At 69.4% G+C, this 21,138-nt stretch carries 21 protein-coding genes; 11 read left to right on the forward strand and 10 right to left on the reverse strand.

Going from position 1 to position 21,138, the window contains the following annotated elements:
- The first annotated feature begins 136 nt into the window (after positions 1-136).
- Positions 137-265: a hypothetical protein gene (locus tag K1T34_RS53530; protein ID WP_255637610.1), complete on the forward strand. Its 129-nt coding sequence runs from the start codon at positions 137-139 to the stop codon at positions 263-265.
- Between the two features lie 12 nt (positions 266-277).
- On the opposite strand, the gene K1T34_RS26930 is transcribed toward K1T34_RS53530, so the two are convergent.
- Positions 278-1,531: a glycosyltransferase family 4 protein gene (locus tag K1T34_RS26930; protein WP_220237576.1), complete on the reverse strand. Its 1,254-nt coding sequence runs from the start codon at positions 1,529-1,531 to the stop codon at positions 278-280.
- A gap of 79 nt (positions 1,532-1,610) precedes the next feature.
- Between K1T34_RS26930 and K1T34_RS26935 the strand changes: the two genes are divergently transcribed.
- Positions 1,611-3,413, forward strand: coding sequence for a glycoside hydrolase family 2 protein (locus K1T34_RS26935; RefSeq protein WP_220237577.1), 1,803 nt, complete (start codon positions 1,611-1,613; stop codon positions 3,411-3,413).
- A gap of 79 nt (positions 3,414-3,492) precedes the next feature.
- On the opposite strand, the gene K1T34_RS26940 is transcribed toward K1T34_RS26935, so the two are convergent.
- From K1T34_RS26940 to K1T34_RS26950, 3 genes are read right to left on the reverse strand one after another with little or no spacing between them, the layout of a single operon-like run.
- Positions 3,493-3,981 carry a glutathione peroxidase gene (locus tag K1T34_RS26940; RefSeq protein ID WP_220237578.1) on the reverse strand — a complete coding sequence of 163 codons (489 nt, stop codon included), beginning with the start codon at positions 3,979-3,981 and terminating at the stop codon, positions 3,493-3,495.
- Between the two features lie 16 nt (positions 3,982-3,997).
- Positions 3,998-5,530 (reverse strand): glycoside hydrolase family 57 protein, encoded by a 1,533-nt coding sequence (locus K1T34_RS26945; protein ID WP_220237579.1) that lies wholly within the window; start codon positions 5,528-5,530, stop codon positions 3,998-4,000.
- A complete protein-coding gene (locus K1T34_RS26950; RefSeq protein WP_220237580.1) occupies positions 5,527-6,300 on the reverse strand; it encodes a class I SAM-dependent methyltransferase in 774 nt (257 codons plus the stop codon). The genes K1T34_RS26945 and K1T34_RS26950 overlap by 4 nt, the downstream gene beginning before the upstream one ends.
- A 53-nt stretch (positions 6,301-6,353) precedes the next feature.
- Here K1T34_RS26950 and K1T34_RS26955 point away from each other — a divergent pair, with 53 nt between their 5' ends.
- On the forward strand, positions 6,354-6,779 hold the full coding sequence (locus K1T34_RS26955; protein WP_220237581.1) for a hypothetical protein: 426 nt from the start codon (positions 6,354-6,356) through the stop codon (positions 6,777-6,779).
- Here the strand turns inward: K1T34_RS26955 and K1T34_RS26960 are convergent.
- The gene (locus K1T34_RS26960; RefSeq protein ID WP_220237582.1) at positions 6,760-7,596 is read right to left on the reverse strand and encodes a DegV family protein; all 837 of its coding nucleotides are present in this window, start codon (positions 7,594-7,596) and stop codon (positions 6,760-6,762) included. The two genes, K1T34_RS26955 and K1T34_RS26960, sit on opposite strands and share 20 nt — an antisense overlap.
- A gap of 243 nt (positions 7,597-7,839) precedes the next feature.
- Between K1T34_RS26960 and K1T34_RS26965 the strand changes: the two genes are divergently transcribed.
- From K1T34_RS26965 to K1T34_RS26980, 4 genes are all read left to right on the forward strand, one after another.
- Positions 7,840-8,625 (forward strand): electron transfer flavoprotein subunit beta/FixA family protein, encoded by a 786-nt coding sequence (locus K1T34_RS26965; protein WP_220237583.1) that lies wholly within the window; start codon positions 7,840-7,842, stop codon positions 8,623-8,625.
- Positions 8,626-8,653: 28 nt separating this feature from the next.
- Positions 8,654-9,613, forward strand: a complete 960-nt coding sequence (locus K1T34_RS26970; protein WP_220237584.1) for an electron transfer flavoprotein subunit alpha/FixB family protein — start codon at positions 8,654-8,656, stop codon at positions 9,611-9,613.
- A 163-nt stretch (positions 9,614-9,776) separates the two neighbouring features.
- Positions 9,777-10,559, forward strand: coding sequence for a GNAT family N-acetyltransferase (locus K1T34_RS26975; protein ID WP_220237585.1), 783 nt, complete (start codon positions 9,777-9,779; stop codon positions 10,557-10,559).
- Complete coding sequence (locus K1T34_RS26980) at positions 10,556-11,461, forward strand: 1-acyl-sn-glycerol-3-phosphate acyltransferase (RefSeq protein ID WP_220237586.1); 906 nt, start codon at positions 10,556-10,558, stop codon at positions 11,459-11,461. Before K1T34_RS26975 ends, K1T34_RS26980 begins: the two co-directional genes overlap by 4 nt.
- 546 nt (positions 11,462-12,007) lie before the next feature.
- Here K1T34_RS26980 and K1T34_RS26985 read toward each other — a convergent pair.
- Positions 12,008-12,913, reverse strand: coding sequence for an NADP-dependent oxidoreductase (locus tag K1T34_RS26985; protein ID WP_220237587.1), 906 nt, complete (start codon positions 12,911-12,913; stop codon positions 12,008-12,010).
- Between the two features lie 239 nt (positions 12,914-13,152).
- Positions 13,153-13,584, reverse strand: a complete 432-nt coding sequence (locus tag K1T34_RS53535; RefSeq protein ID WP_255637613.1) for a hypothetical protein — start codon at positions 13,582-13,584, stop codon at positions 13,153-13,155.
- A gap of 116 nt (positions 13,585-13,700) precedes the next feature.
- Between K1T34_RS53535 and K1T34_RS53540 the strand changes: the two genes are divergently transcribed.
- The 4 genes from K1T34_RS53540 to mnmA all read left to right on the forward strand — a co-directional run bounded on the left by K1T34_RS53540 (position 13,701) and on the right by mnmA (position 18,123).
- On the forward strand, positions 13,701-14,351 hold the full coding sequence (locus K1T34_RS53540) for a helix-turn-helix transcriptional regulator (protein WP_255637614.1): 651 nt from the start codon (positions 13,701-13,703) through the stop codon (positions 14,349-14,351).
- A gap of 45 nt (positions 14,352-14,396) precedes the next feature.
- On the forward strand, positions 14,397-15,767 hold the full coding sequence (locus K1T34_RS26995) for an MFS transporter (RefSeq protein WP_220237588.1): 1,371 nt from the start codon (positions 14,397-14,399) through the stop codon (positions 15,765-15,767).
- 64 nt (positions 15,768-15,831) lie between these two features.
- Positions 15,832-17,028, forward strand: a complete 1,197-nt coding sequence (locus K1T34_RS27000; RefSeq protein ID WP_220237589.1) for a cysteine desulfurase family protein — start codon at positions 15,832-15,834, stop codon at positions 17,026-17,028.
- A gap of 3 nt (positions 17,029-17,031) precedes the next feature.
- Positions 17,032-18,123 (forward strand): tRNA 2-thiouridine(34) synthase MnmA, encoded by a 1,092-nt coding sequence (gene mnmA, locus K1T34_RS27005; RefSeq protein WP_220237590.1) that lies wholly within the window; start codon positions 17,032-17,034, stop codon positions 18,121-18,123.
- Between the two features lie 9 nt (positions 18,124-18,132).
- On the opposite strand, the gene K1T34_RS27010 is transcribed toward mnmA, so the two are convergent.
- From K1T34_RS27010 to K1T34_RS27020, 3 genes are all read right to left on the reverse strand, one after another.
- Complete coding sequence (locus K1T34_RS27010) at positions 18,133-19,452, reverse strand: DUF222 domain-containing protein (RefSeq protein WP_220237591.1); 1,320 nt, start codon at positions 19,450-19,452, stop codon at positions 18,133-18,135.
- A 126-nt stretch (positions 19,453-19,578) separates the two neighbouring features.
- Positions 19,579-20,031 carry a GNAT family N-acetyltransferase gene (locus K1T34_RS27015; protein ID WP_220237592.1) on the reverse strand — a complete coding sequence of 151 codons (453 nt, stop codon included), beginning with the start codon at positions 20,029-20,031 and terminating at the stop codon, positions 19,579-19,581.
- A gap of 57 nt (positions 20,032-20,088) precedes the next feature.
- On the reverse strand, positions 20,089-21,132 hold the full coding sequence (locus K1T34_RS27020; RefSeq protein WP_220237593.1) for an MBL fold metallo-hydrolase: 1,044 nt from the start codon (positions 21,130-21,132) through the stop codon (positions 20,089-20,091).
- Positions 21,133-21,138: the final 6 nt, after the last annotated feature.

Genomic DNA, 21,138 nt, shown 5'->3' on the forward strand with positions numbered 1-21,138 from the left:
CAGATTCCCGCGACGAGGCCGGACGAACCAGTTACTCGCCGCGTTCAGGTAGGCCTACCTACTGCTTCCCCTATTGTTTCGCGCGCAGCGACAGACGGATGCTTCGAGCACCCCACCCAATATCCAGGGAGCCGTCATGACCAGCAGACCCAGAGCCGCCGTCGCTGCTTTGCTCGCCGTTTTCGCCGTTGCCCTCACCGCAGCGCCGGCGGTTTCGGCGCCCGCGCAGGCGCACGCCGCCTGCGTCCGGCCCTGCCACTTCTGACGGCGGGCCCACTCAGAGTTCGAACGCGTTGCCCGTCGCGATCTTCGGGCGTCCCAGCTCGATCGGCTCGCCCATACGCGCGCGCCGGTAGACCTCCGCGGTCGCCTCGGCGATGCGTCCCCAGTCGAAGTCCGCCGCGAGGCGCGACTGGGCCGTTCGGGCGCGGCGGGTCGCGGCGGCGGCGTCGCTCAGGACGGTGGTGACTGCCGTGGCCAGACCCGCGACGTCGCCCGGTTCGAAGGCCAAGCCCGTCTCCCCGTCGACGACCACCTCGCCGAGGCCGCCCGCCGTCGACGCGACGAGCGGTGCCTTCGCGGCCGCGGCCTCCAGGGCGACGATCCCGAACGGTTCGTACCGGCTCGGCAGCACCACGGCGTCGGCCGCCGCCAGCAGCGCGCGCAGGTCACGGTCGGGGAGGTGGCCGACGAAGTCCACCGCGCGGCGAATCCGCAGCTTGCGCGCTTGCGCGACCAGCTCGTCGTGGTGTCGCCCCTTACCGGCGACGACCACCCGCGTGCCCGGGAACTGGCGACGGATGCGGGGGAGGGCGGCCAGCAGGTCCTGCACGCCCTTCTCCCACTCCAGCCGACCGAAGAACAGCAGGAACGGCGCGCCGTCGGGGCTGTGCCGTTCACGCATCTTCGCCACCTCGGCCGCCGAGACCCGCCAGCTGCGTTCTTCGATGCCGTTGTGGATCACGGTGACGTCGGCAGCGTCGATCTCGAACAGGTGCGCCACTTCCTTGCGCATCGCCTGCGAGCAGGTGATCACGGCGTCGGCGCGGTTGGCCAGCCACCACTCGACGGAATGCACCTGCTGGTTGAGCGGGTGCGAAAGCCAGCCCGAGTGCCGGCCGGCTTCGGTCGCGTGGACGGTGCCGACGAGCGGCACGCGCGCGGCCTCGGCGATGGCGATCGCCGGGTGCGTCACGAGCCAGTCGTGCGCGTGGACGACGTCGGGCTGCCACGTGCGCAGCAGGTCCTGCGCGGCGCGGATCATGGCGTGGCCCATGGCGAGCGTCCAGGCGACGAGGTCGCGCTCGAACGTCAGGTGCATCGGGTCCTCGGCCACGCGGATCAGCCGCACGCCCTCGACGTCGCGGTCGCTGCGCGGGTGCGTGGAGGCGTCGGTGCCGGCCTGATGGCGGCAGAGAACCACCACGTCGTGGCCCTGCTGGGCGAGGTGCCGGGCCAGCGCGTGCACGTGCCGGGCGAGCCCGCCGATGACCACGGGCGGGTACTCCCACGACAGCATCAGCACGCGCATGGGCAGAGGTTACTCGCCAGTTGCTTCCGCCGGGCGGCCCGGCTGTCGCCGCCTTCGATCTCTGTCACCATCGAAGGTGATGACTTCCAGCCAGCCTGAGTGGCAGCGCGCGGACCCGCCCCTGACGACGCCGTGGACCGACCTCGTCAGCCCCTCCGACGTGCTCCCCGAGTACCCCAGACCGCAGCTGGAGCGGCCGCGGTGGCGCAGCCTCAACGGCGTCTGGGACTACGCGGGGTGGCCGTCGTCGCCTGAGGAACCACGCCCCGTCGGCTACAGCGAACGCATCTTGGTCCCCTTCGCGCCGGAATCGGCACTCTCCGGAATCAACCGGCGCGACGAGGTCCTGTGGTACCGGCGGCTGTTCGAGATTCCCGACGATTGGCATGGCGAACGCGTGCTGCTGCACTTCGGCGCGGTCGACCAGACGGCGAAGGTCTGGGTGAACAACCAGCTTGTGGTCACCCACGAGGGTGGCTACGCGGCGTTCGAGGCGGACGTCACCGATGCGCTGCGTGCGTCCGGGCCGCAGGAGCTGACCGTTCGCGCCGAGGATCGCACCGACATCTCGCCGTTCCCCCTCGGCAAGCAGCGCAACGCACCGGGCGGCATCTGCTACACGCCGACGTCCGGTATCTGGCAGACGGTGTGGCTCGAACCGGTGCCGTTTGAGCGCATTGAGGACCTGGAGATCACGCCGGACCTCACGGGCTTCACCGTATTTCCCAAGGTCAAGGGTGGTGCTCAAGTCGAGCTGAGCGTTTCGCCACCCAGCGGCGACGAGATCGTCAGCGTTCGTGGGGCCGCCGGCACGAGGTTGCGGGCGGACGTCCCGGAGCCCCACAGGTGGACTCCCGATGATCCGTATCTCTACGACCTCACCGTGCGCTTGCTCGACCACCACGGCGAGGTGCTCGACGAGGTCACCAGCTACGGCGGACTGCGCACCGTGGAGCTCGTCGCGGACTCCGCCGGCCGGCCCCGCATCGCCCTCAACGGCCGGATCACCTTCCTCCACGGCCCGCTCGATCAGGGTTACTGGCCCGACGGCGGCTACACCGCGCCCACCGACGACGCCCTGCGTTTCGACCTCGAGAAGACGAAAGAGCTCGGCTTCAACTTCGTCCGCAAGCACGTGAAGGTCGAGCCCGCGCGCTGGTACCACTGGACCGACCGGTTGGGGCTGCTCGTCTGGCAGGACATGCCGTCGCTCGTGGTGTCGTTCGACGGGCCGCCCGGGCCGGCGCCGGACCCGGTGCCCGAGGGCAAAGACCGCTTCGAGGCGGAGCTGCGGGAAATGGTGCGGCAGCTGCGGAACGTGCCGTCGATCGTCGCGTGGGTGCCGTTCAACGAGGGCTGGGGCGAGTTCGACACGGCGCGGATCGCCGAGCTCGTGAAGGAGCTCGACCCGACTCGCCTCGTCGTGGCCAATAGTGGCGTCAACTGTTGCTTCTCCCGCACGGACACCGGCGCCGGCGACGTCTACGACGACCACACGTACGTCGGCCCCGGCGAGCCGCGCGTGCAGGACCACCGCGCGCTCGTCGACGGCGAGTACGGCGGCCTCGGGCTCGTCCTCGACGACCACCGCTGGCCTGGCACGCCCAACGCGTACGAGATGACCGCTGACGCCGCTCACCTCACGCGCCGTTACGCGGAGCTCAGCACCCGGCTGGAGTCCCTGGTCGGCGAATTGGGCCTCTCAGGGGCGATCTACACCCAGACCACGGACGTCGAGAACGAGGTCAACGGCCTCCTCACCTACGACCGCCGCGTGACGAAACTCGACGCGGACGTCGCGGCGGCCCGCAACCGCGCGGTCATCGCTCGGGGCTCGGTCCCGGCCGTTGAAGCCGCTCAGGAGCCACAAAACCCCAGCTAGAGACGTTTCGCCACTGAACGGCGACACGAAAAGGGCGGGAACCCCCAACGGAGTCCCCGCCCTTCGCCGGCCGTGAAAATCAGGCAGGCAGCACGGCCTCGATCGCCTTCACCACGGTCTCGTCCTCGGGCTCGGTCCGCGGACGGAACCGGCCCACGACCTCACCGTCGGAGTTGATCAGGAACTTCTCGAAGTTCCACTGCACGTCGCCGGCGTCACCCTCGGCGTCGGCGGTCTGGGTGAGCGTGGAGTACAGCGGGTGACGGTCGTCGCCGTTCACCTCGAGCTTCTCGAACAGCGGGAAGGTGACGCCGTATGTGGTGGAGCAGAACGTCTGGATCTCGTCGGCCGTCCCGGGCTCCTGGCCGGCGAACTGGTTGCACGGGAACCCGACGACGGAGAAACCCTTGTCGCCGTAGCGTTCCTGCAGCCGCTCCAGGCCGGTGTACTGCGGGGTCAGGCCGCACTTCGAGGCGACGTTGACCACCAGCAGGGCCTTGCCGCCGAGCGCGCCCAGGGTGGTGTCCTCACCCGAGAGCGTCTTCAGCGGGATGTCGCGAATGCTCATTCCTTCGGTGTCCCTTTCACTTGTGTGGCAGCAGCTGTCGTGCGTCCAGCTGTCCGAACGGTCCATCCGCACGGCGGTACTCCGCCGCGAGCTCCTGCGCGCGAGCGCGGTCGCCAGAGCGCAGCAGCTCGGCGAGCTCGTCGAAACGCGAGGTGTGCACGCGGGCGCGCCGGCGTGCGTAGTCCGCGGCGGAGTCCTTGGTGACCATGAACGCCCAGTCACTCGACAACGCCAGCATCGCCTCCGCGACGGCCTGGTCGGCCACGGTGTCGCGAGCGGTCCCCCCGTGGTCCCCGAAATGCCCGGAAACGAGGTCCAGCAAGCGTTTCTGCAACGCCGTGTTGTCCTGCACCATGTCGGCCACCTGCTCGCCGTCCCACACGCGCCAGTCCTTGCCCGAACCCCACGACGACGCCGGCAGGTCGATCGGCGCGCCCACGTGGCCGGCCTCCAGGGCGCCCTTGAGCGTTGTCACGCGAACGCCCGCCTCGGGCAACGCGCGCAGAACTCCTTCAAGCCACGCGGGACCCTCGTGCCACCAGTGCCCGAACAGTTCCGTGTCATACGCCGCGACAACAAGCGACTCGCGACCGTGCTCCGCCCGCAGCGAACGCAGCCGCGCGACGACCGTGTCGACGAAGTCCTTCACGTGCGTACCGAGCACGTCTGCGGCGAGCGCCGGATCGTACGGCGCCTTCTCGTGCGGAGGCACCTGCTTGCCGGTGACGCGCGACGCCTTCAACCCCACTTCGTGCGCCCACGTGTGGAAATCGCGGTACGCAGCGTGGCCGGGGTAGCCGGCTTTCGGCGACCAGACGCGGTACGTCACCTCGAGATCACGCCCGAAACACACCACGTCCGACGAGCCGACCGTGCGCGCCGCCGACGTGTCGCCGTGCAGCGACGGCCCGTCGACCAGGAACCGCTGCACGCCCGCGGCCGCGTAACCCCGCTCCATCCCGGGCTCGTAGCCGCATTCCGGCGCCCAGATGCCCTCCGGCCGCCGCCCGACGCGCAACTGCGTGTCGGCCAGGCCTCCGCGCAGGGCGAACGCGCGAACGTCCTCGTCCAGCAACGGCTGGAACGGGTGCGCGAGCGGTCCCCCCAGCAGTTCGATGGTGTCACTGTCCACAAGTGACCGCAGGATCGGCGAAAACCCGTGGCGCCAGCGCGTCTCCAGCTCCTCCGTCGCGCGCACGGCCGTCTGGTGCTCGGCCGCGGCCAGGTCGCGCAGGAGCGGGTCGCCGCCCCACAGCGTCGACGCGTGCTGCGCGCGCAGCTGCCAGTGGCCGAGCCAGTCGTGGCACGCTCGGATCGCGTACGGGTCGTCGAGCTGTGCCGCGAGCACGGGTGTCATGCCGAGCGTCAGGACCTCGTGTCGCCCCTCAGCGGCGAAACGCTGCAGCAGGTCGACGACCGGCAGGTACGAATGCGCCCACGCCTGGTAGAGCCACTCCTCACCGACCGGCCAGCTGCCGTGGTGCGGCAACCAGGGGAGGTGGCTGTGCAGGACGAGGCAAAAAGTGCCTTCCGAGGCGGGCGGAGTCACGGGCGCACCGCCACCGCGACCAGATCGAGGCTCGCGTCCAAGTCGTTACCGCGGACGGAGAAGTCCTCCGCCCCGATCGCCGCGACGTCGGCGAGCAACCCCGCCGGCCACACGGCCTGCCCGGGCAGCGAGCCCATCACCACCTCGAGCTGCGCGTCGATGAGCGAGCCGCCATACGCGCGTTCCAGCTCCCGCAGGCGGGCCCCGTGATGCAACCCGTGTAGTGATTGGACGACGAACCCGGCCGCACGCAGGAGACCGTCCAATTCGGACGGTGCGAGCTCCCGCGTGTGATAGGGGTTCAGTGGTGTGTCGGAATCTGGCGTGAACGTGAGCCGGTTCGGGGTCGTGACCAGCAGCTTCCCGCCCGGACGCAGCACGCGGAAACACTCGGCGAGGAACCCGTCCTGGTCCCACAGGTGCTCGATCACCTGGAAGTTCGCGACCACGTCCACGGATTCGCCACCCAACGGCAAATACGCGAGGTTCGCGCGGGCTACGGCTACGTCGGGGTACCGGCGCGCGACGTGCTCCGTGGTCGGCACGTCGTAGTCAAGCGCCAGCACGCGCCGCGCCGTCTTCGCGATCAGCCCCGCGCCGTAACCCTCGCCGCAGCCCGCCTCCAGCACCGTCGCGCCGGCGCAGTGGGGGAGCAGGGCCACGTAGGCGGCTTCGTGGCGACGGAACCAGTAGTTCTCCTCGGGGATGCCGGGGACGGTCCGTTCGCCGGTGAGGTGCAGTGCCTCGGCCCGGGTGGCTGCGTTGGTCACCTGCGCGACCCTAGCGCGTGTCACGTTCCTGACCGCCGTCTCGTTCCTGCCCTATGCAACGGACCCTCACGCGTGTACTGCTGGTGCTGCTCGGCGTCGTCACGGCGGCGACGGGACTGTGGCCACTCCTGTCCCCCCTGGGCTTCTACCAGGACTTTCCCGGCTTCCGTCACGGCTGGGTCAGCATGGACGGAGCGTTCGACGAACACCTCATCCGCGACTTCGGCGCCCTCAACCTGGCGCTGGCGGCGACGCTGATCGGCGCCGCCGTGATCGGCACCACAGCCGTCGCGCGGCTGGCGGCCGTGGCGGCGCTGCTGTTCGCCGTGCCGCACTTCGTCTACCACCTCGGGCACGTCGGCCACTTCGCGACCGTCGACCAAGTGATGATCCTGTCAACGCTCGCGCTGGGCGTGGTGATCCCGCTCGTGGTGCTGTTCGTGCCGGAACGGAAGCAGGTCAGGTCGGCGACACCGTGATGCTCAGCGCGCCCGGGCCGACGTGTGCGCCGATCACCGTGCTCGCGTCGCCGACCACGACGTCCGTGATCCCGGGAATCCGGTCCCTCAGGCGTCGCACGACCTCGGTCTCGTCCGAGCCGAAGCGAGTCACGGCGACGTCCACGCGCTGGTCGCCCGCAGCCTTCACCGCGAGGTCGACGAGCCGGTTCATCGCGCGTTTCGTGCCGGGAACGCGCGCCAGCGGCGAGACCTCGCCGTTACGGACAGTGAGCAATGGCTTGATCGAGAACGCCGTACCCACCAGCGACTGGGCGGCTCCGACGCGTCCCGTCCGCCGGAGGAACTCGAGCGTGTCCACGTAGATCAGCTCGGTGGCGGCGCGCACGCGGCGCTCGGCGGCTTCGAGCACGCGCGCGAGCTGACCCCCGGCGCCGGCGACGCGCGCGGCCGACACCGCTGCGTAACCGAGGCTCATGCTGGCCGTCCCGCTGTCGATGATGTGCACGGGGATCCGGACCTGTTGCGCCGCCTCGCGCGCCGCCTGCACGGTCTCCGAAAGGCGACCTGAGATGTGCAGGCTGACGATGGCGGACGCGCCGCGGGCTGCGGCGTCCTGGTACGTCCAGAAGAACGCACCCGGGTCGGGGGGTGATGTGGTGACGCTGTGGCCGGACTTCATGGCGGCGATGAGCTCGTTGCGGTCGAACCGGTGTTCGTCGTCCGTCTGATCTCCGACGTGCAGCTGGACCTGCACCACGCCGATGCCCCAACGGGCGGCGAGTTTGTCGGGCAGGCACGAGGTCGAGTCCGTGACTACGGCGATGTGCGCGGGCATGGTGCGGGAGGTTAACCCCTGTCGGCCTACTGCCAGTAGCCCACCGTTGGTCCGATCGGGCGAGCGGTGTGCTGGACGGGTTAACCGGCGGACTACCGGGACGATGGTCCCAAAAGATTGCTCATCCAGGTGAATGCCGTCACCTCGGCGGGTCTCCTCGCCTGAATGGCCCTAATCTACCGGCCAGTAGAGCACTGTCCCGCGGCCGAGAGCCGGCCCCAACCGGGAGGTCGAAGAAGACCCATGACGAATATCGTTGTCCTGGTCAAGCAGGTACCGGACACCTACTCGGAGCGGAAGCTCTCCGGTGCCGACAACACACTTGACCGCGAATCCGCAGACGCCGTGCTCGACGAGATCAACGAGAAGGCCGTCGAAGAGGCGCTGAAGATCAAGGAGGCGGGCGAGGGCGAGGTCACCGTGATCTCCGTCGGCCCCGCCCGCGCCACCGACGCCATCCGCAAGGCGCTGTCCATGGGCGCCGACAAGGCCATCCACGTCTCCGACGAGGCGCTGCACGGCTCCGACGCCATCGCCACCGCCAAGGTGCTGGCCGCCGCGATCGGCAAGGTCGAGGGTTACGACCTGATCATCGCCGGCAACGAGGCGTCCGACGGCCGCGGCGCCGCCGTGCCGGCGATCGTCGCCGAGCTGCTCGGCCTGCCGCAGCTGACCTACGTGCGCCAGCTGACCGTCGAGGGCTCCAGCGTGAAGGCCGACCGGGAGACCGAGGACGGCATCACCCACCTCGAGGCGAACCTGCCCGCGCTAGTGAGCGTCGGCGAGAAGATCAACGAGCCGCGCTACCCGTCGTTCAAGGGCATCATGGCCGCGAAGAAGAAGCCGGTCGAGACGTTCACCGTCGCCGACCTCGGCATCGACGCGGGCGAGGTCGGTCTTTCCAACGCGTGGTCCACTGTGCTCGAGTCGTCCCCGAAGCCGCCGCGCACCGCCGGCGAGAAGGTGGAGGACGAGGGCGACGGCGGCACCAAGGTCGCCGAGTACCTGGTCGCGCAGAAGCTCATCTGAGACACGGTTTCGAGGAGGATCACGAAAAATGGCTGAAGTACTCGTCCTCGTCGACCACGTCGACGGTGATGTCAAGAAGGTCACGCTCGAGCTGCTGACCGCCGCCCGCGCGCTGGGTGAGCCCTCGGCCGTCGTCGTAGGCCCCACGGGCACTGCGGCCAAGGCGAAGGAAGCGCTCGCCGGCCACGGCGCCGCGAAGGTGTACGTCGCCGAGGGCGACGACGCCACGAGCTACCTGGTGACCCCGAAGGTCGACGTGCTGACGAAGCTCGCGGAGCAGGCTTCGCCGGCCGCCGTGCTCGTCGCCGCCAGCGCCGAGGGCAAGGAGGTGGCCGCGCGCGTCGCCGTGCGGCTGGGCTCCGGTCTGCTCTACGACGCAGTGGGCGTGAACGCCGACGGTTCGGTGGACCAGTCCATCTTCGGTGGCGCGTTCTCCGTGAAGTCCAAGGCTGCCAAGGGCACGCCGGTGATCTCGGTGCGTCCGGGTGCCGTCGAGGCCGAGGCCGCCGACGGTGCTGCCGCCGAGGAGACCGTCGAGATCCCGGCGCAGGACGCGGCGAAGTCCGCGAAGGTGACCGGCATCGAGCCGATCGTCGGTGGCGACCGTCCGGAGCTCACCGAGGCGTCGATCGTCGTCTCGGGTGGCCGTGGTGTCGGTTCGGCGGAGAAGTTCGACGTCGTCGAGAAGCTGGCCGACTCGCTCGGTGCGGCTGTCGGCGCTTCGCGTGCGGCCGTCGACTCCGGCTACTACCCGGCGCAGTTCCAGGTGGGCCAGACCGGCAAGACGGTGTCGCCGCAGCTGTACATCGCGCTCGGCATCTCCGGCGCGATCCAGCACCGCGCCGGCATGCAGACGTCGAAGACGATCATCGCCGTCAACAAGGACGCCGAGGCGCCCATCTTCGAGATCGCCGACTTCGGCATCGTGGGCGACCTGTTCAACGTCGCGCCGCAGCTGACGGAGGCTGTCGACAAGCGCAAGGGCTGAGGTTTTCCCGCTTCGAAGGCCGCTGGGCGATGTACCGCTCAGCGGCCTTCGGCGTTTGTCGGACCCTGAGAAAAGCCTGAGAACCTGCAATTAACTCAACGTGCACTAATCGGTCATCGATTGGTACTCTCCGCGGTTTCCAGGTCGCAGGTACACAGTGTTCATGACGTCGTCTCAGCTCCTCGTCAGCACTGATCAGGCGGGTGTCGAGCTCCCGGCCGATGCGCCGAGGTACTCCCTGCTCGTGGCCCACGCGAACGAAGAAGTGCTCGCCGCGCAGAAGCTGCGGCACCAGGTTTTCGCCGAGGAGATGGGGGCCCACCTCAATTCCCTGAAGCCCGGTCTCGATGTCGACTACTTCGACGAGTTCTGCGACCACCTCGTGGTGCGCGACGACAAGACCGGCGACATCGTCGGTTGCTACCGCATGCTGCCGCCGGAGCGCGCCTCGCAGGCCGGCAGCCTGTACTCCGACAGCGAATTCGACCTGAAGGCCTTTTCCGGCCTGCGCTCGACGCTCGTGGAGACCGGCCGCTCCTGTGTGCACCCGGACCACCGCAGCGGCGCCGTCGTGAGCCTGGTGTGGGCGGGGATCGCGCGGTACATGCTGCTTTCCGGCCACCGCTACCTCGCCGGCTGCGCGTCCGTGCCGCTGAGCGACGGCGGCAGCTACGCCGCCGGCGTCTGGGATGTGTTGCGCGCCAAGCACTACGCCGACGAGTCGCGCCGCGTTTCGCCGCTGCACCCGTGGGATTCCGACTCCGTCGCCCGCCCCGATCGCGCCGTCCTGCCGCCGCTGATCAAGGGCTACGTACGGCTCGGCGCCGAGGTCTGCGGCCCGCCGGCGCTCGACGAGGACTTCGGCGTCGCCGACTTCTTCGTCCTGCTCGACTTGCACAAGATCGACGAGCGCTACCTCAAGTTCTTCCTCGGAGTGCAGGTATGAGCCACGCCTGGATGCCGACGTCCCCCTGCGGCGACAGCTGCCTCACCGAAGGTGCCGCCACGGTCTCGTTCCCGCGTCGCGTGCTGCGCTTCGCCTCGGCGATCGGCGTGGTCCTGGCGGCCCTGCTGACGGCGCCGCTGCTGCTAGTGCTGCACGGCCGGGGCCGGGAACGCCTGGTCCGGACCATTTTCCGCTCGGTGCTGCGCGCGTTCGGCGTGAAGCTGGTCGTCCGGGGCGGCGCCGACTTTCTCGCCGCCCCCGCCGGCCGCGGAGCGCTGGTGGTCAACAATCACATCTCGTGGCTGGACATCGTCGCCATCAACGCCCTGCGCCCCATGCGCGCCCTCGCGAAAGTCGAGATCGGCTGCTGGCCGGTCCTCGGCACCCTCGTCCGCCGCGGCGGCAGCATCTTTCTGGACCGCGAACGCCTCCGCACGCTGCCCGACACCATGACCGAGCTCGCCGACTCCCTCCGCTCCGGCTCGCTCGTCAACGTCACTCCCGAAGGCACCACGTGGTGCGGCCTCGCCTCCGGCCGCTTCACCACGGCCACCTTCCAGGCCGCCATCGACGGTGGCGTGCCCGTCCGCCCCATCGCCCTGCGCTACCGACTCGCCGACGGCCGCGAGACCAGCATGCCGGCGTTCATCGGACCGGAGTCCCTCATCGCCTCCCTGCGGCGAGTGGCCTCCCTGCGCGGCCTGGTCCTCGAGGCTCACGTCTGCCCGGAGATCGCCCCCGGTCGTGCGGAGGACCGTCGCTCGCTGGCCGCCCTTGCGGAGGCCTCGGTGCACTCGGCTCTCGGGACGGTCCGGATCCCGGCCCAGCGTCGCCGGCGGGTGTCTCCGGCTCCTACTGCCAAGGCCGCCGTCGAGACGGCCGAGGCGCACCCGGTTCACTGAGCTGGCTTTGTCGTTTGACCTGCAGGTTCGCGGGTGTCGCCATTGAACGGCGACACCCGCGAGCTGCGTTTTGCTCCGATGTGACCCTCGCGTGCCTTGGCCACCGGCGTCACTGACTGGCGAAACCCGGCATCGACCCTTGACCGACTTCGGATCCGTACTGGCCGCCACACGCCGAACAAGCTCTAGTCGCCGCTGACCGGCCCTCGCCAACGTCGGCCTGCACCGTTCTCGCGTCGTCGCCACTCAGCGGCAAATCGGTTGCGTGGGCTCCCACCTCACCGAGAGCGGTGATTCCCTTCGTTGGAAAACGGCCTTTCCTGCGCGTCGCCACTCAGTGGCAACGTCGGCGAGCGCCCCTCTAGCCAACCTCCGGAGATAGACCTCAGCCAACAGACCCGACACCATTGCCGTTCAGTGGCAAAACTCACTGACCAGGCAATTATGCCAAGAAATCGGCTTGATGATCGGAGACCTCCACACGATCAGGTGGAGCGCGTCTCAACCGAATCGCTGTCCGGCTGAGACGGCCGACCCCACGGATCGTCAGGAAACGACGATCGTGATCTTCCCTCCCGGATGCCCCGCCTGGCTCTCCTCCTGCGCGGCCGCGGCCTCCTCCAACGGGTAACTCGTCCCCTGTGCGATCTGCAGCCCGCGCCCCGCGTACTCGAGGATCTCCTCCAGCACCTCGGGCTTCTGGTCGTCCGCGCCACCGGCCGAGAACGGCAGCCCGAGCTCGAACGCCGCCCCGTCCGCGATGGTCACCACCCGCTCCTTCGACCCGCGTAGCTCCACGGAATCCGGCAGCACGCCGTGGCCTGACGCGTCGAACACCGCGTCCACCGGCCGGTCCGCCGCCTCGCGGACGCGCTCCGGCCAGCCGTCGCCGTAGAGGACGGGGATGGCGCCGAGCGACTTCACCTCGTCGAGGCTGCGCTGCCCCGCCGTTCCGATGACGGTCGCCCCGAGCGCGACTGCCGCCTGCGTGGCGAAGCGCCCGACAGTGCCGCTCGCTCCATGGATCAGCAGCAGGTCGCCGGCCTTGACCTCCAACAGCCGCAGGATGCGTAGTGCCGTTTCGCCGGCCACGGGCAACGCCGCGGCGTCCTCCCACGACAGGCTCGCCGGCTTGCGGGCGACGGCCTTGGCCAGCGCGTACTCCGCGTAAGAGCCGGTGGCCGACCACCCGAAGACCTCGTCGCCGACGGCCACCGTCGCGCCGTCGCCCACCGCGTCCACGACGCCCGAGAACTCGGCGCCCGGGATCTGCGGGCTCTTCGGCGCGGAGCCCTGGGCCATGGCGCCGCTGCGGACCTTCCAGTCGATGGGGTTCACACCCGCGCGCCGCACGGCGACACGGACCTGTCCGGGGCCGGGTTCGGGTAGCGGGACGTCGCTGAGCTGCAGGACGTCCGGGCCGCCGTACGCGGCGAAGGTGATGGCTCGCATGGTTCCTCGTACTTTCCTTCGATTCGGGACGGTCGTTCGTCCTGCTTCGAGTCAACTGTCCCGCGTCGCGATCCGAACCGCTCGGACGAGCAGCGTTCACTATCCGGAAGAGCAGGACCGGTCCCTTCGTACACGCCTACCGTGGACACATGGACGCCTCCTGGACGAAGCCGGCCCACGTGCTCGATGTCGCCGTGCGCGTCATCTCCGCGCCGCGCCCTGAGATGCTGCCGCGCTTCTCACAGGAGCTCGCCGCCGTGCTGCCGCACCGCGCGGCCGCGATGCAGACGGGCGACTGCCCGCGCAGCCCGTTCAAGGTCACCGGCGACACGGCCATCACCGGCGCCGTGACCAGTGCGGAGCTGGACCACCTCGCCGAGCGGGCCATCCCGGGCGAGGCCGTGGTCCTCGACGGCGTGCTCGCCGGCACCGAACGTCGCCTGATCCTGCTCACCTCTCGCCCCGCCATCGGCAACGGCGCGGTGATCGCCCTGGTGCCTTCCGACGCTGAGCCGTCCGTCGAGGCATTGGGACTCGCGGCCCGCCTCTGGCACCTGACCAGCACCGACGCCGGTCAACGCGCCGTCGACCCCGGTCCCGACGTCCTCGCCAGCAACCTCGCCGCCGCGGCCGCGCGCGCCCAGACCGTCACCGACCTCGGCCAGACGCACGCGGCCACGCTCGTCGCGCTCCTGGCCGTCCTGCGCTCGCGGGCCGGCTCGGCGACGCCGCCGCGCGCCAGACGGCGACCGACCTGGCCGCACGCGCGCTCCTCGACCTGCGTGCAGTGGCAGACCGTGACCAAGCGCTGTCTGCGGAGTCCGCTCGCGCCGCGTTCGGCGTGCTCGCCGACCAGCTTTCGCCGGTGGTCGGCCACGCCGACGTCGCAGTCGACCTCGTGGCACCCACCGACGATCGCCAGCTGCGGCAGGACATCGCCCACACGGCGCGCACCGTCACGCGCGGCCTCGTCATCGCCGCCCTCGACCGCCCTGGCACGACCCGCATCCGCGCTTCCTGGCGCCTCGACGGCGCCGCCCTCCGCATCACCGTCCGCGACGACGCCCCCGACATCCCCGACGTCGTCCTCGACCCCGGCCTGACCGAACGCATCACGCCCCTCGGCGGCAGCTGGGAGGTCGACGCCGTCCCCGGCTGGGGCGCGACGATCACCGCCGCACTCCCGCTGGACACCGTCGAAACGCCCGAGCTGCGCCCGCTCGACCGGCTCAACGCGCGGGAGGTCGAAGTCCTGTCGGGCATTTCGCAGGGGCTGCGCAACCGTCAGATCGCCGCGCAGCTGCAGCTCAGCGAGCACACAGTGAAGTTCCACGTGCGCAACCTCCTCGAGAAGCTAGAGGTCAGCTCTCGCGGCGAGGCCGCCGCACTCGCCCGCGACCTGAGGCTCGATCCGGTCGCGGTGCACCGGACCGCGTGAAATCAACTTGACCTCCATAGCGCTGGAGGTTGCAGGCTGGCGATCATGAGCCGGATCGTCGACGCCCAGCCCCAGCCCCGAAGAAGCGTGCTGTGGAGCCGCGAGCACCGGCTCACGACGATCGGCTTGTTGCTAGTCGTCACGTTGGTGGCCTTCGAAAGCATGGGCGTCGCCACGGCCATGCCCACGCTCGTCGCCGAGCTGAACGGCCTCGCCCTGTACTCGTGGCCGTTCACGACGTTCCTGATCGCCAGCGTCGTCGCGACCGTGCTGTCCGGCCGCATGGGCGACCGCCGCGGCCCGGCGCCCGCGCTTCTGGCCGGGCCGGCGCTGTTCGCCGCGGGACTGGTGGTGGCCGGCACCGCGACGTCCATGCCGGTGCTCCTGGCCGGCCGCGCCCTCCAGGGTCTCGGGTCGGGATTCCTGCTGGTCGCGGTGTCCCTGCTCATCGCCCTGACGTTCACCGACCGCGAACGCCCCGTCATCTACGCCGCGAACGCCGCCGCGTGGGTGCTGCCCGCGGTGATCGGCCCTTCGGTCGCCGGCCTGATCACCGTCAGCGTCGGGTGGCGCTGGGTGTTCCTCGGCCTGGTGCCGCTGGTGGCCATGGGTGTCGCGCTGCTGGTCGTCGTCGTCCGCGGCTTGCCCGACCACGTCCCGGCCGCGGAGGCCCGCCGCGCCAGTGTCGTCCCGGCGGTCGTCGCCGCGCTCGGGGTCGCCGCCTTGACGTGGGCGGGCCAGCACCCGTCGCCTCTCGCCCTCGGCTACGGCGCCGCCGGCCTCGTGGCCCTCGGTTTGGCACTTCGGAAGCTGCTCCCCACGGGCACCCTGACTTTCCGCCCCGGCTTGCCCACCGTCGTCGCCTCCCGCGCCCTGCTTTCCGGCGCCTACGCCGGGATGGAGGCCTACCTGCCCCTCACGATGAGCGCCGTCCACGGCTACGGCCCCGCCCTGGCCGGCCTGCCGTTGACGATCACCGCCCTCGGCTGGTCGGCCGCCTCCGGACTGCAGGGAAGGTTCCTCGACTGGTCCCGCGAGGCGACGCTCCGCATCGGCTTCGCCCTGGTCGCCGTCGCTTTGGTGGGCTTCGGCTTCGTCGCGCAGCCCTGGTGCCCGGCGTGGCTGGCCTTCGTGGTCTGCGCCGTCGGCGGCGCTGGCATGGGCATCGCCATGCCCGCGATCTCCGTCCTCCTGCTCCGCTACTCCCCGGAAGGCGAACGCGGCTTCAACACCTCCGCCATGCAGCTGGCGGACTGGGTCGGCTCGGCCCTGCTCATCGGCCTCGGCGGCGTCCTGCTGGCCGTCGTCGCCTCGGCCGTCCACCCGTCTCCGGCGATGGCGATCCTCGTCGCGGCCCTCGTTCTGCTCGCTTTGCTGGGGGTTCGTGTGACCAGCCGATGGCCGCAGAAGGTGTGACAGGCCACTTTCGCGCCCAGGGTGGACTTCGTCACGGGCTGGAGCGGACTACCCTGATGTGGCGATGACCTATCTCGACCACGCGGCGACCACCCCGATGCTGCCCGAAGCCGTAGCGGCGATGACTGAGGCTTTGTCCACCGTGGGCAACGCCTCCGCGCTGCACTCTTCGGGACGTCGTGCACGCCGCGTCGTGGAGGAATCCCGCGAGATCATCGCCGAAGCCCTGGGCGCCCGGCCTTCCGAGGTGATCTTCACCGGCGGTGGCACGGAGAGTGACAACCTCGCGGTCAAGGGCATCTACTGGGCTCGCCAGAGCGCTCACCCCGCCCGCCGCCGCATCCTGTGCAGCGTCGTGGAGCACCACGCCGTCCTCGACACCGTCGAATGGCTCGAGTCCCAGTGCGGCGCCGAAATCACCTGGCTCGAGGTCGACGACCAGGGCCGCGTCTCGCCGGCCACCTTGCGCGCCGCTATCGAGTCCTCGCCCGAGACCGTCGCCCTCGCAACGGTCATGTGGGCCAACAACGAGGTCGGCAGCATCAACCCGATCGCCGAGCTCGCCGCCATCTGCGCCGAGCACGACATCCCGCTGCACACCGACGCCGTCCAGGCCGTCGGCGCCGTCCCTGTCGACTTCGCCGCCAGCGGCGCCTCCGCCCTCACCTTGACGGGCCACAAACTCGGCGGCCCGTACGGCGTCGGCGCTCTCCTGCTCGGCCGTGACACCGAGTGCACCCCGGTTCTCCACGGTGGCGGCCAGGAACGCAGCGTGCGCTCCGGCACCCTCGACGTCCCGGCCATCGTCAGCTTCGCCACCGCCGTCCGCGTGTCTGCGGAGAGCCGCGCCGAATACGCCGCGCGCGTGGAGAAGCTCCGCGACGAACTCATCGCGGCCGTCCAGCGCGAGATCCCCGACGCGATCCTCAACGGCGGACGCGGCGAGCGCCTGCCGGGCCACGCTCACTTCACCTTCCCCGGCTGTGCCGGCGACAGCCTGCTGATGCTGCTGGACGCCAAGGGAATCGAATGCTCCACCGGCTCGGCCTGCACCGCGGGTGTCGCCCAGCCGAGCCACGTGTTGCTGGCGATGGGCGCTGACGCCGCGGCCGCCCGCGGCTCGCTGCGCTTTTCGCTGGGCCACACGTCGACATTGGATGACGTGACCGCGCTCGCGCGGGAGATCGGCGGGGTCGTCGCCCGGGCGCGGCAGGCGGGACTTGCCGGCATGCGCAAGCAGACCCAGAAGCAAGAGGTGTAAGCGATGCGGGTACTGGCTGCAATGAGTGGAGGAGTCGACTCGGCCGTCGCTGCGGCGCGGGCGGTTGACGCTGGCCACGATGTCGTCGGTGTGCACCTGGCGCTGTCCGCGAAACCAGGCACGCTGCGGACGGGCTCGCGCGGCTGCTGCACCATCGAGGACTCGCACGACGCCCGCCGCGCAGCCGACATCCTCGGGATTCCCTTCTACATCTGGGATTTCGCCGAGCGCTTCACCGAAGAGGTCGTCGAGACTTTCGTCGGCGAATACGCGGCCGGCCGAACTCCCAATCCGTGCGTGACTTGCAACGAGAAGATCAAGTTCGAGGCGTTGCTGGAGAAGGCAATGGCACTCGGCTTCGATGCCGTGGCCACCGGCCACTACGCGCGCCTCGCGACGGTTGATGGCGAGCTCGAGCTTCGCCGGAGCGCCGACGAGGGCAAGGACCAGTCATACGTGCTGGCTTCCCTTACGCCCGAACAGCTCGGTCACGCGATGTTCCCGCTGGGCGACTCGTGGAAGTCCGACGTCCGCGCCGAGGCGGAGCAGCGTGGCCTTTCGGTGGCTCACAAGCCGGACAGCCACGACATCTGCTTCATCCCCGATGGCGACACCAAGCAGTTCCTCGAGAACCGACTGGGGCAGCGACCGGGTCAGCTGGTCGACGCGGAGACCGGAGCCGTTCTCGGGCAGCACACGGGCGTGCACGGCTTCACCGTCGGCCAGCGCAAGGGCCTCGGCATTGACGCGCCGGCCACTGACGGGCGACCCCGGTACGTGCTTTCGCTCGAGCCTGTTTCGGGCACGGTGAAGGTCGGTTCGTCGACCGGCCTTGGTGTTGAACTGATCGAGGCCGACCGGGTGATCTGGCCCAGTGGTCGCGCGCTAAACGGTCCGACCGAATGCGTCGTGCAGGTTCGTGCGCACGGTGGCATCGCCGAAGCGGTGGCCGAGGCCGACGGCGAGCACGTCAGCGTCCAGCTGCGTGAGCCGCTCCGGGGCGTTGCTCCGGGGCAGGTCGTGGTCTTGTACCGGCCGGACGCAGGTGCCGGCGATCTCGTACTCGGCAGCGCGAAGATTTCCAGTACGCGCTGACCTCGTCGCTCAGGCTCCCTTTCGGGTCTCCACGGGGTGCTCGACCTGCGAGCCAGGCTCGTGGAGCGGGGGCGGGATGCTCTCGACCTTTTGGCCGGTCGGCGTCGTGATGACGAGCTTTCCGTCGTCGAGGACCTGATACTTCCAATCGGTGCGATTCTTGAGGCGCCTGTGGTGGATGCAGTAGCTCAGTGTTCCGTCAGTGTCGGTTGCCGACCCGGTCTTCGTCGGCGTCGGTTCGGTCAGGCAGTTGTGCGCAGGCCGCGGGCAACCGGGTTGACGGCATTCGCGGTCCCGGACTCGCACGAACTCCTCGACGTCGATGCTCGGCCGGTAACGGAACTTGCCGACTTCGATCACCTGCCCGGTGAGCGGGTCGGTGATGATCCGCCGCAGCGTCGTGTCGGGACCGGTCGCGATGTGCCGGGCGACCTCGGCCGGAACGTGCCCGTGCCCGGCCAGCTCAGCTGGGTCGTCGTTAAGCCCCAGGTAGGTCTGGAGGTCGACGTACAGGTAGACCTCGGCCTGCTCGGCGACGCCACCCTTGTCCGTCAGCAGGAGGTCGAGCGCGACGTCCGCGCGCAACTGGTCGAGCGTCCGCTTCTCGTCGCTCGTCTTGAGAGCCCGGGCGATTTTGTCGATACGGAGATAAGCGGCAGTGGCCTTCTCCGTGGGTGCGTTGTCGATGGAGAGCTGCGATATGCCCTCGGACTGGTGGTGGAGCACGGTCCGGCGTTCAGCGCGCCGTTGCGTGACGCGGTTCGCCGCTCCTTCGGGGTCGGTCCTCATCGCGGCGTACGCGGTGGCTTTGCGGATCTGTGTCGGGTTCTTGTCGGATAGGCGGTCTTCGAGCAGGGTGTCGACGATTCGGGCGTGGTGATCGGACAGCCACACAGTGCCCTCGGTGACCTTCATGGCGCGATACAGGTCGACGAACCCGCTGTCCATCAGGCGAAAGGTCCGAGGGAGTCGGTTCGCCAGGGCCTCGGCCGCGGAAATCATGGCGCCGGCCCGGTTGTCTGTGAGGTGCAAGGTCAACGCCACTTCAGAGGCCAGTTCTCGGGCGTCCGATCTTCGTCTGCGCAGCCCGGCGAGGCAGTGGAGTTGAAGCGCTTGAAGTCGGGCGATCTGGTGACCCGCGTCCTTGGCCACCTGCATGAGCTGCCCTGTCTGCAAGCGCTCGAAAATCTCGAGATTCGCTTGCATGGCACGGAGAAGGAAGTCGAGATCGGCGGTTTCGGGGGTGTTGTTTGAATCGTCGGCGGCTGCGTTCGCCGACTTCGATTTGGTCATGGCGGCGACGATACGCATCGGCTGGTGCGTGGTCATCAAAACGGTACGAATGGGCCGTTCGCGCACTTTTCTAGGCGTCACCGGGGATTCGTGGCAACGTGGAGTCGTCGGGTGCTGCGGCGGCCAGGATGAACTGTGCGGAATGGACAGTCGGAGGAAAGGTCAGAGGTGCAGCTTGAAACCGGTGTGGCTGGCCACGAAACCGAGTCGTTCGTAGAACCGATGCGCTGCGGTCCGGGAGGTGTCGGAGGTGAGTTGCACCAGGGCGCATCCGCGCCGGCGGGACTCGTCGATCGCCCATTGGATGAGGTCTCCACCGAGCCCGGCGCCTCGATGGTCGCCCCGGACCCGCACCGCTTCTATCTGCCCGCGCAGGGCGCCCTGACGCGCGAGGCCGGGGATGATCGTCAGTTGCAGCGTTGCCACGGGTTCGTCGTTCGACGTTGCCACGACCAGAAGCTGTTGCGGGTCGGCGTCGATGGCTTCGAACGCGCGAAGGTAGGGCTCGAGGTCGTCGGCTGAGTCCCTGGTCGCCCCGAGTTGGTCGTCGACGAGCATGCGCACGATGGCTTCGACGTCGTCGCGGCGCGCTTTCCTCACGGTGATACCGGGCATGGTGATCAGTATTCCAGCGTGGCCGTTGTGGTTGGAGCTCTCGCCGCTGGTGGCCGATCAGTTCGTCCGGTAGTGGCGAACTCCGCCGATCTGCTGGACCGTCAGCTTGTTCTGCGACACCAGGAGGTCGAGGTGGGCGCCCGTTTCGAGGACGGCGAGCATCTGGTTGAACGCGTCCATTTCGGACAGTTTGCGGCCACGGCGGGTCCAGCCCAGCCGGCTGGCGGTCTCGAACGCGGTGCTGGCTCCGGCGTCGACCTGGGCGGCCATCTTCTCGAGGCGCTGGCGGTGGTGTTCGAGCAGTTCGTCGATGCGTTTGTGCACGCTGTCCGCCACCGGGCCGTGCGCCGGCAGCATGCGCTGGTCGGGCAGGGCGCGGACCAGGCGCAGTGAGTCGAGGTAGTCGTTGAGCGGCAACTCGGCCGGCACGGGCTGGAAGCCGATCGACGGCGTGATGTGGGGGAGTACGTGGTCGCCCGAGAACAACAGGCCTGCGGCGTCGTCGAGGAAGACGACGTGGCCGGTGGTGTGGCCAGGAGTGTGGACCACTTCGAGCTCACGGTTCGGCAGGACTTGGCGGCGGCCAGGAGTGAGCCACTCGTCCGGGTCCTCCCACAGGTCGAGGTCGGTGCGGCGGGGGACGTCGGCGAACATTCGCCCCAGAGCGGCGATGACTTCGTCGGCGCCGGAGTGGCGGAGGAGCTCGATCTGGGCGTGCATCGGGAGCTGGTCCGGGTCGGCGGTGACCTTCAGCGAAGGTTCCTCCAACTGGCCCAAGGAGATCTTGTTGCCGAATTCGCGCCGAAGGGCGACGGCCTGGGTGTAGTGGTCGCGGTGCACGTGGGTGACGAGGAACTCGCGCACATCACCGAGTTCGGCGCCGATGCCCTTGAGCGCCTCGGCCAGGAGTTGGCGTGCTTCGGTGAGGGCCCAGCCGGAGTCGACGAGGGCGAGGGTGGTGCCGTCGGTGACTGCGTAGACGTTCACTGCGCGGAGGGCGTCGTTCGGCAACGGCAACGGGATCCGGTAGACGCCGGAGGCCACTTCGTAGACCCCCGGTTCTGTCCAGTTCCGGTTGCTGTCTTCGGGCAACGGCTCCACGGCGAC

It is taken from the genome of Amycolatopsis sp. DSM 110486 (assembly GCF_019468465.1).
GTDB lineage: Bacteria > Actinomycetota > Actinomycetes > Mycobacteriales > Pseudonocardiaceae > Amycolatopsis.

Coding starts and splice junctions, on each gene's coding strand:
- K1T34_RS26980 (WP_220237586.1), top strand. CDS start 10,556: ATGAGCCACGCCTGGATGCCGACGTCCCCCTGCGGCGACAGCTGCCTC.
- K1T34_RS26975 (WP_220237585.1), top strand. CDS start 9,777: ATGACGTCGTCTCAGCTCCTCGTCAGCACTGATCAGGCGGGTGTCGAG.
- K1T34_RS26960 (WP_220237582.1), bottom strand. CDS start 7,596: ATGCCCGCGCACATCGCCGTAGTCACGGACTCGACCTCGTGCCTGCCC.
- K1T34_RS26955 (WP_220237581.1), top strand. CDS start 6,354: ATGCAACGGACCCTCACGCGTGTACTGCTGGTGCTGCTCGGCGTCGTC.
- K1T34_RS27010 (WP_220237591.1), bottom strand. CDS start 19,452: ATGACCACGCACCAGCCGATGCGTATCGTCGCCGCCATGACCAAATCG.
- K1T34_RS26985 (WP_220237587.1), bottom strand. CDS start 12,913: ATGCGAGCCATCACCTTCGCCGCGTACGGCGGCCCGGACGTCCTGCAG.
- K1T34_RS26930 (WP_220237576.1), bottom strand. CDS start 1,531: ATGCGCGTGCTGATGCTGTCGTGGGAGTACCCGCCCGTGGTCATCGGC.
- K1T34_RS26935 (WP_220237577.1), top strand. CDS start 1,611: ATGACTTCCAGCCAGCCTGAGTGGCAGCGCGCGGACCCGCCCCTGACG.
- mnmA (WP_220237590.1), top strand. CDS start 17,032: ATGCGGGTACTGGCTGCAATGAGTGGAGGAGTCGACTCGGCCGTCGCT.
- K1T34_RS27000 (WP_220237589.1), top strand. CDS start 15,832: ATGACCTATCTCGACCACGCGGCGACCACCCCGATGCTGCCCGAAGCC.
- K1T34_RS53530 (WP_255637610.1), top strand. CDS start 137: ATGACCAGCAGACCCAGAGCCGCCGTCGCTGCTTTGCTCGCCGTTTTC.
- K1T34_RS26965 (WP_220237583.1), top strand. CDS start 7,840: ATGACGAATATCGTTGTCCTGGTCAAGCAGGTACCGGACACCTACTCG.
- K1T34_RS27015 (WP_220237592.1), bottom strand. CDS start 20,031: ATGCCCGGTATCACCGTGAGGAAAGCGCGCCGCGACGACGTCGAAGCC.
- K1T34_RS26995 (WP_220237588.1), top strand. CDS start 14,397: ATGAGCCGGATCGTCGACGCCCAGCCCCAGCCCCGAAGAAGCGTGCTG.
- K1T34_RS26970 (WP_220237584.1), top strand. CDS start 8,654: ATGGCTGAAGTACTCGTCCTCGTCGACCACGTCGACGGTGATGTCAAG.
- K1T34_RS26940 (WP_220237578.1), bottom strand. CDS start 3,981: ATGAGCATTCGCGACATCCCGCTGAAGACGCTCTCGGGTGAGGACACC.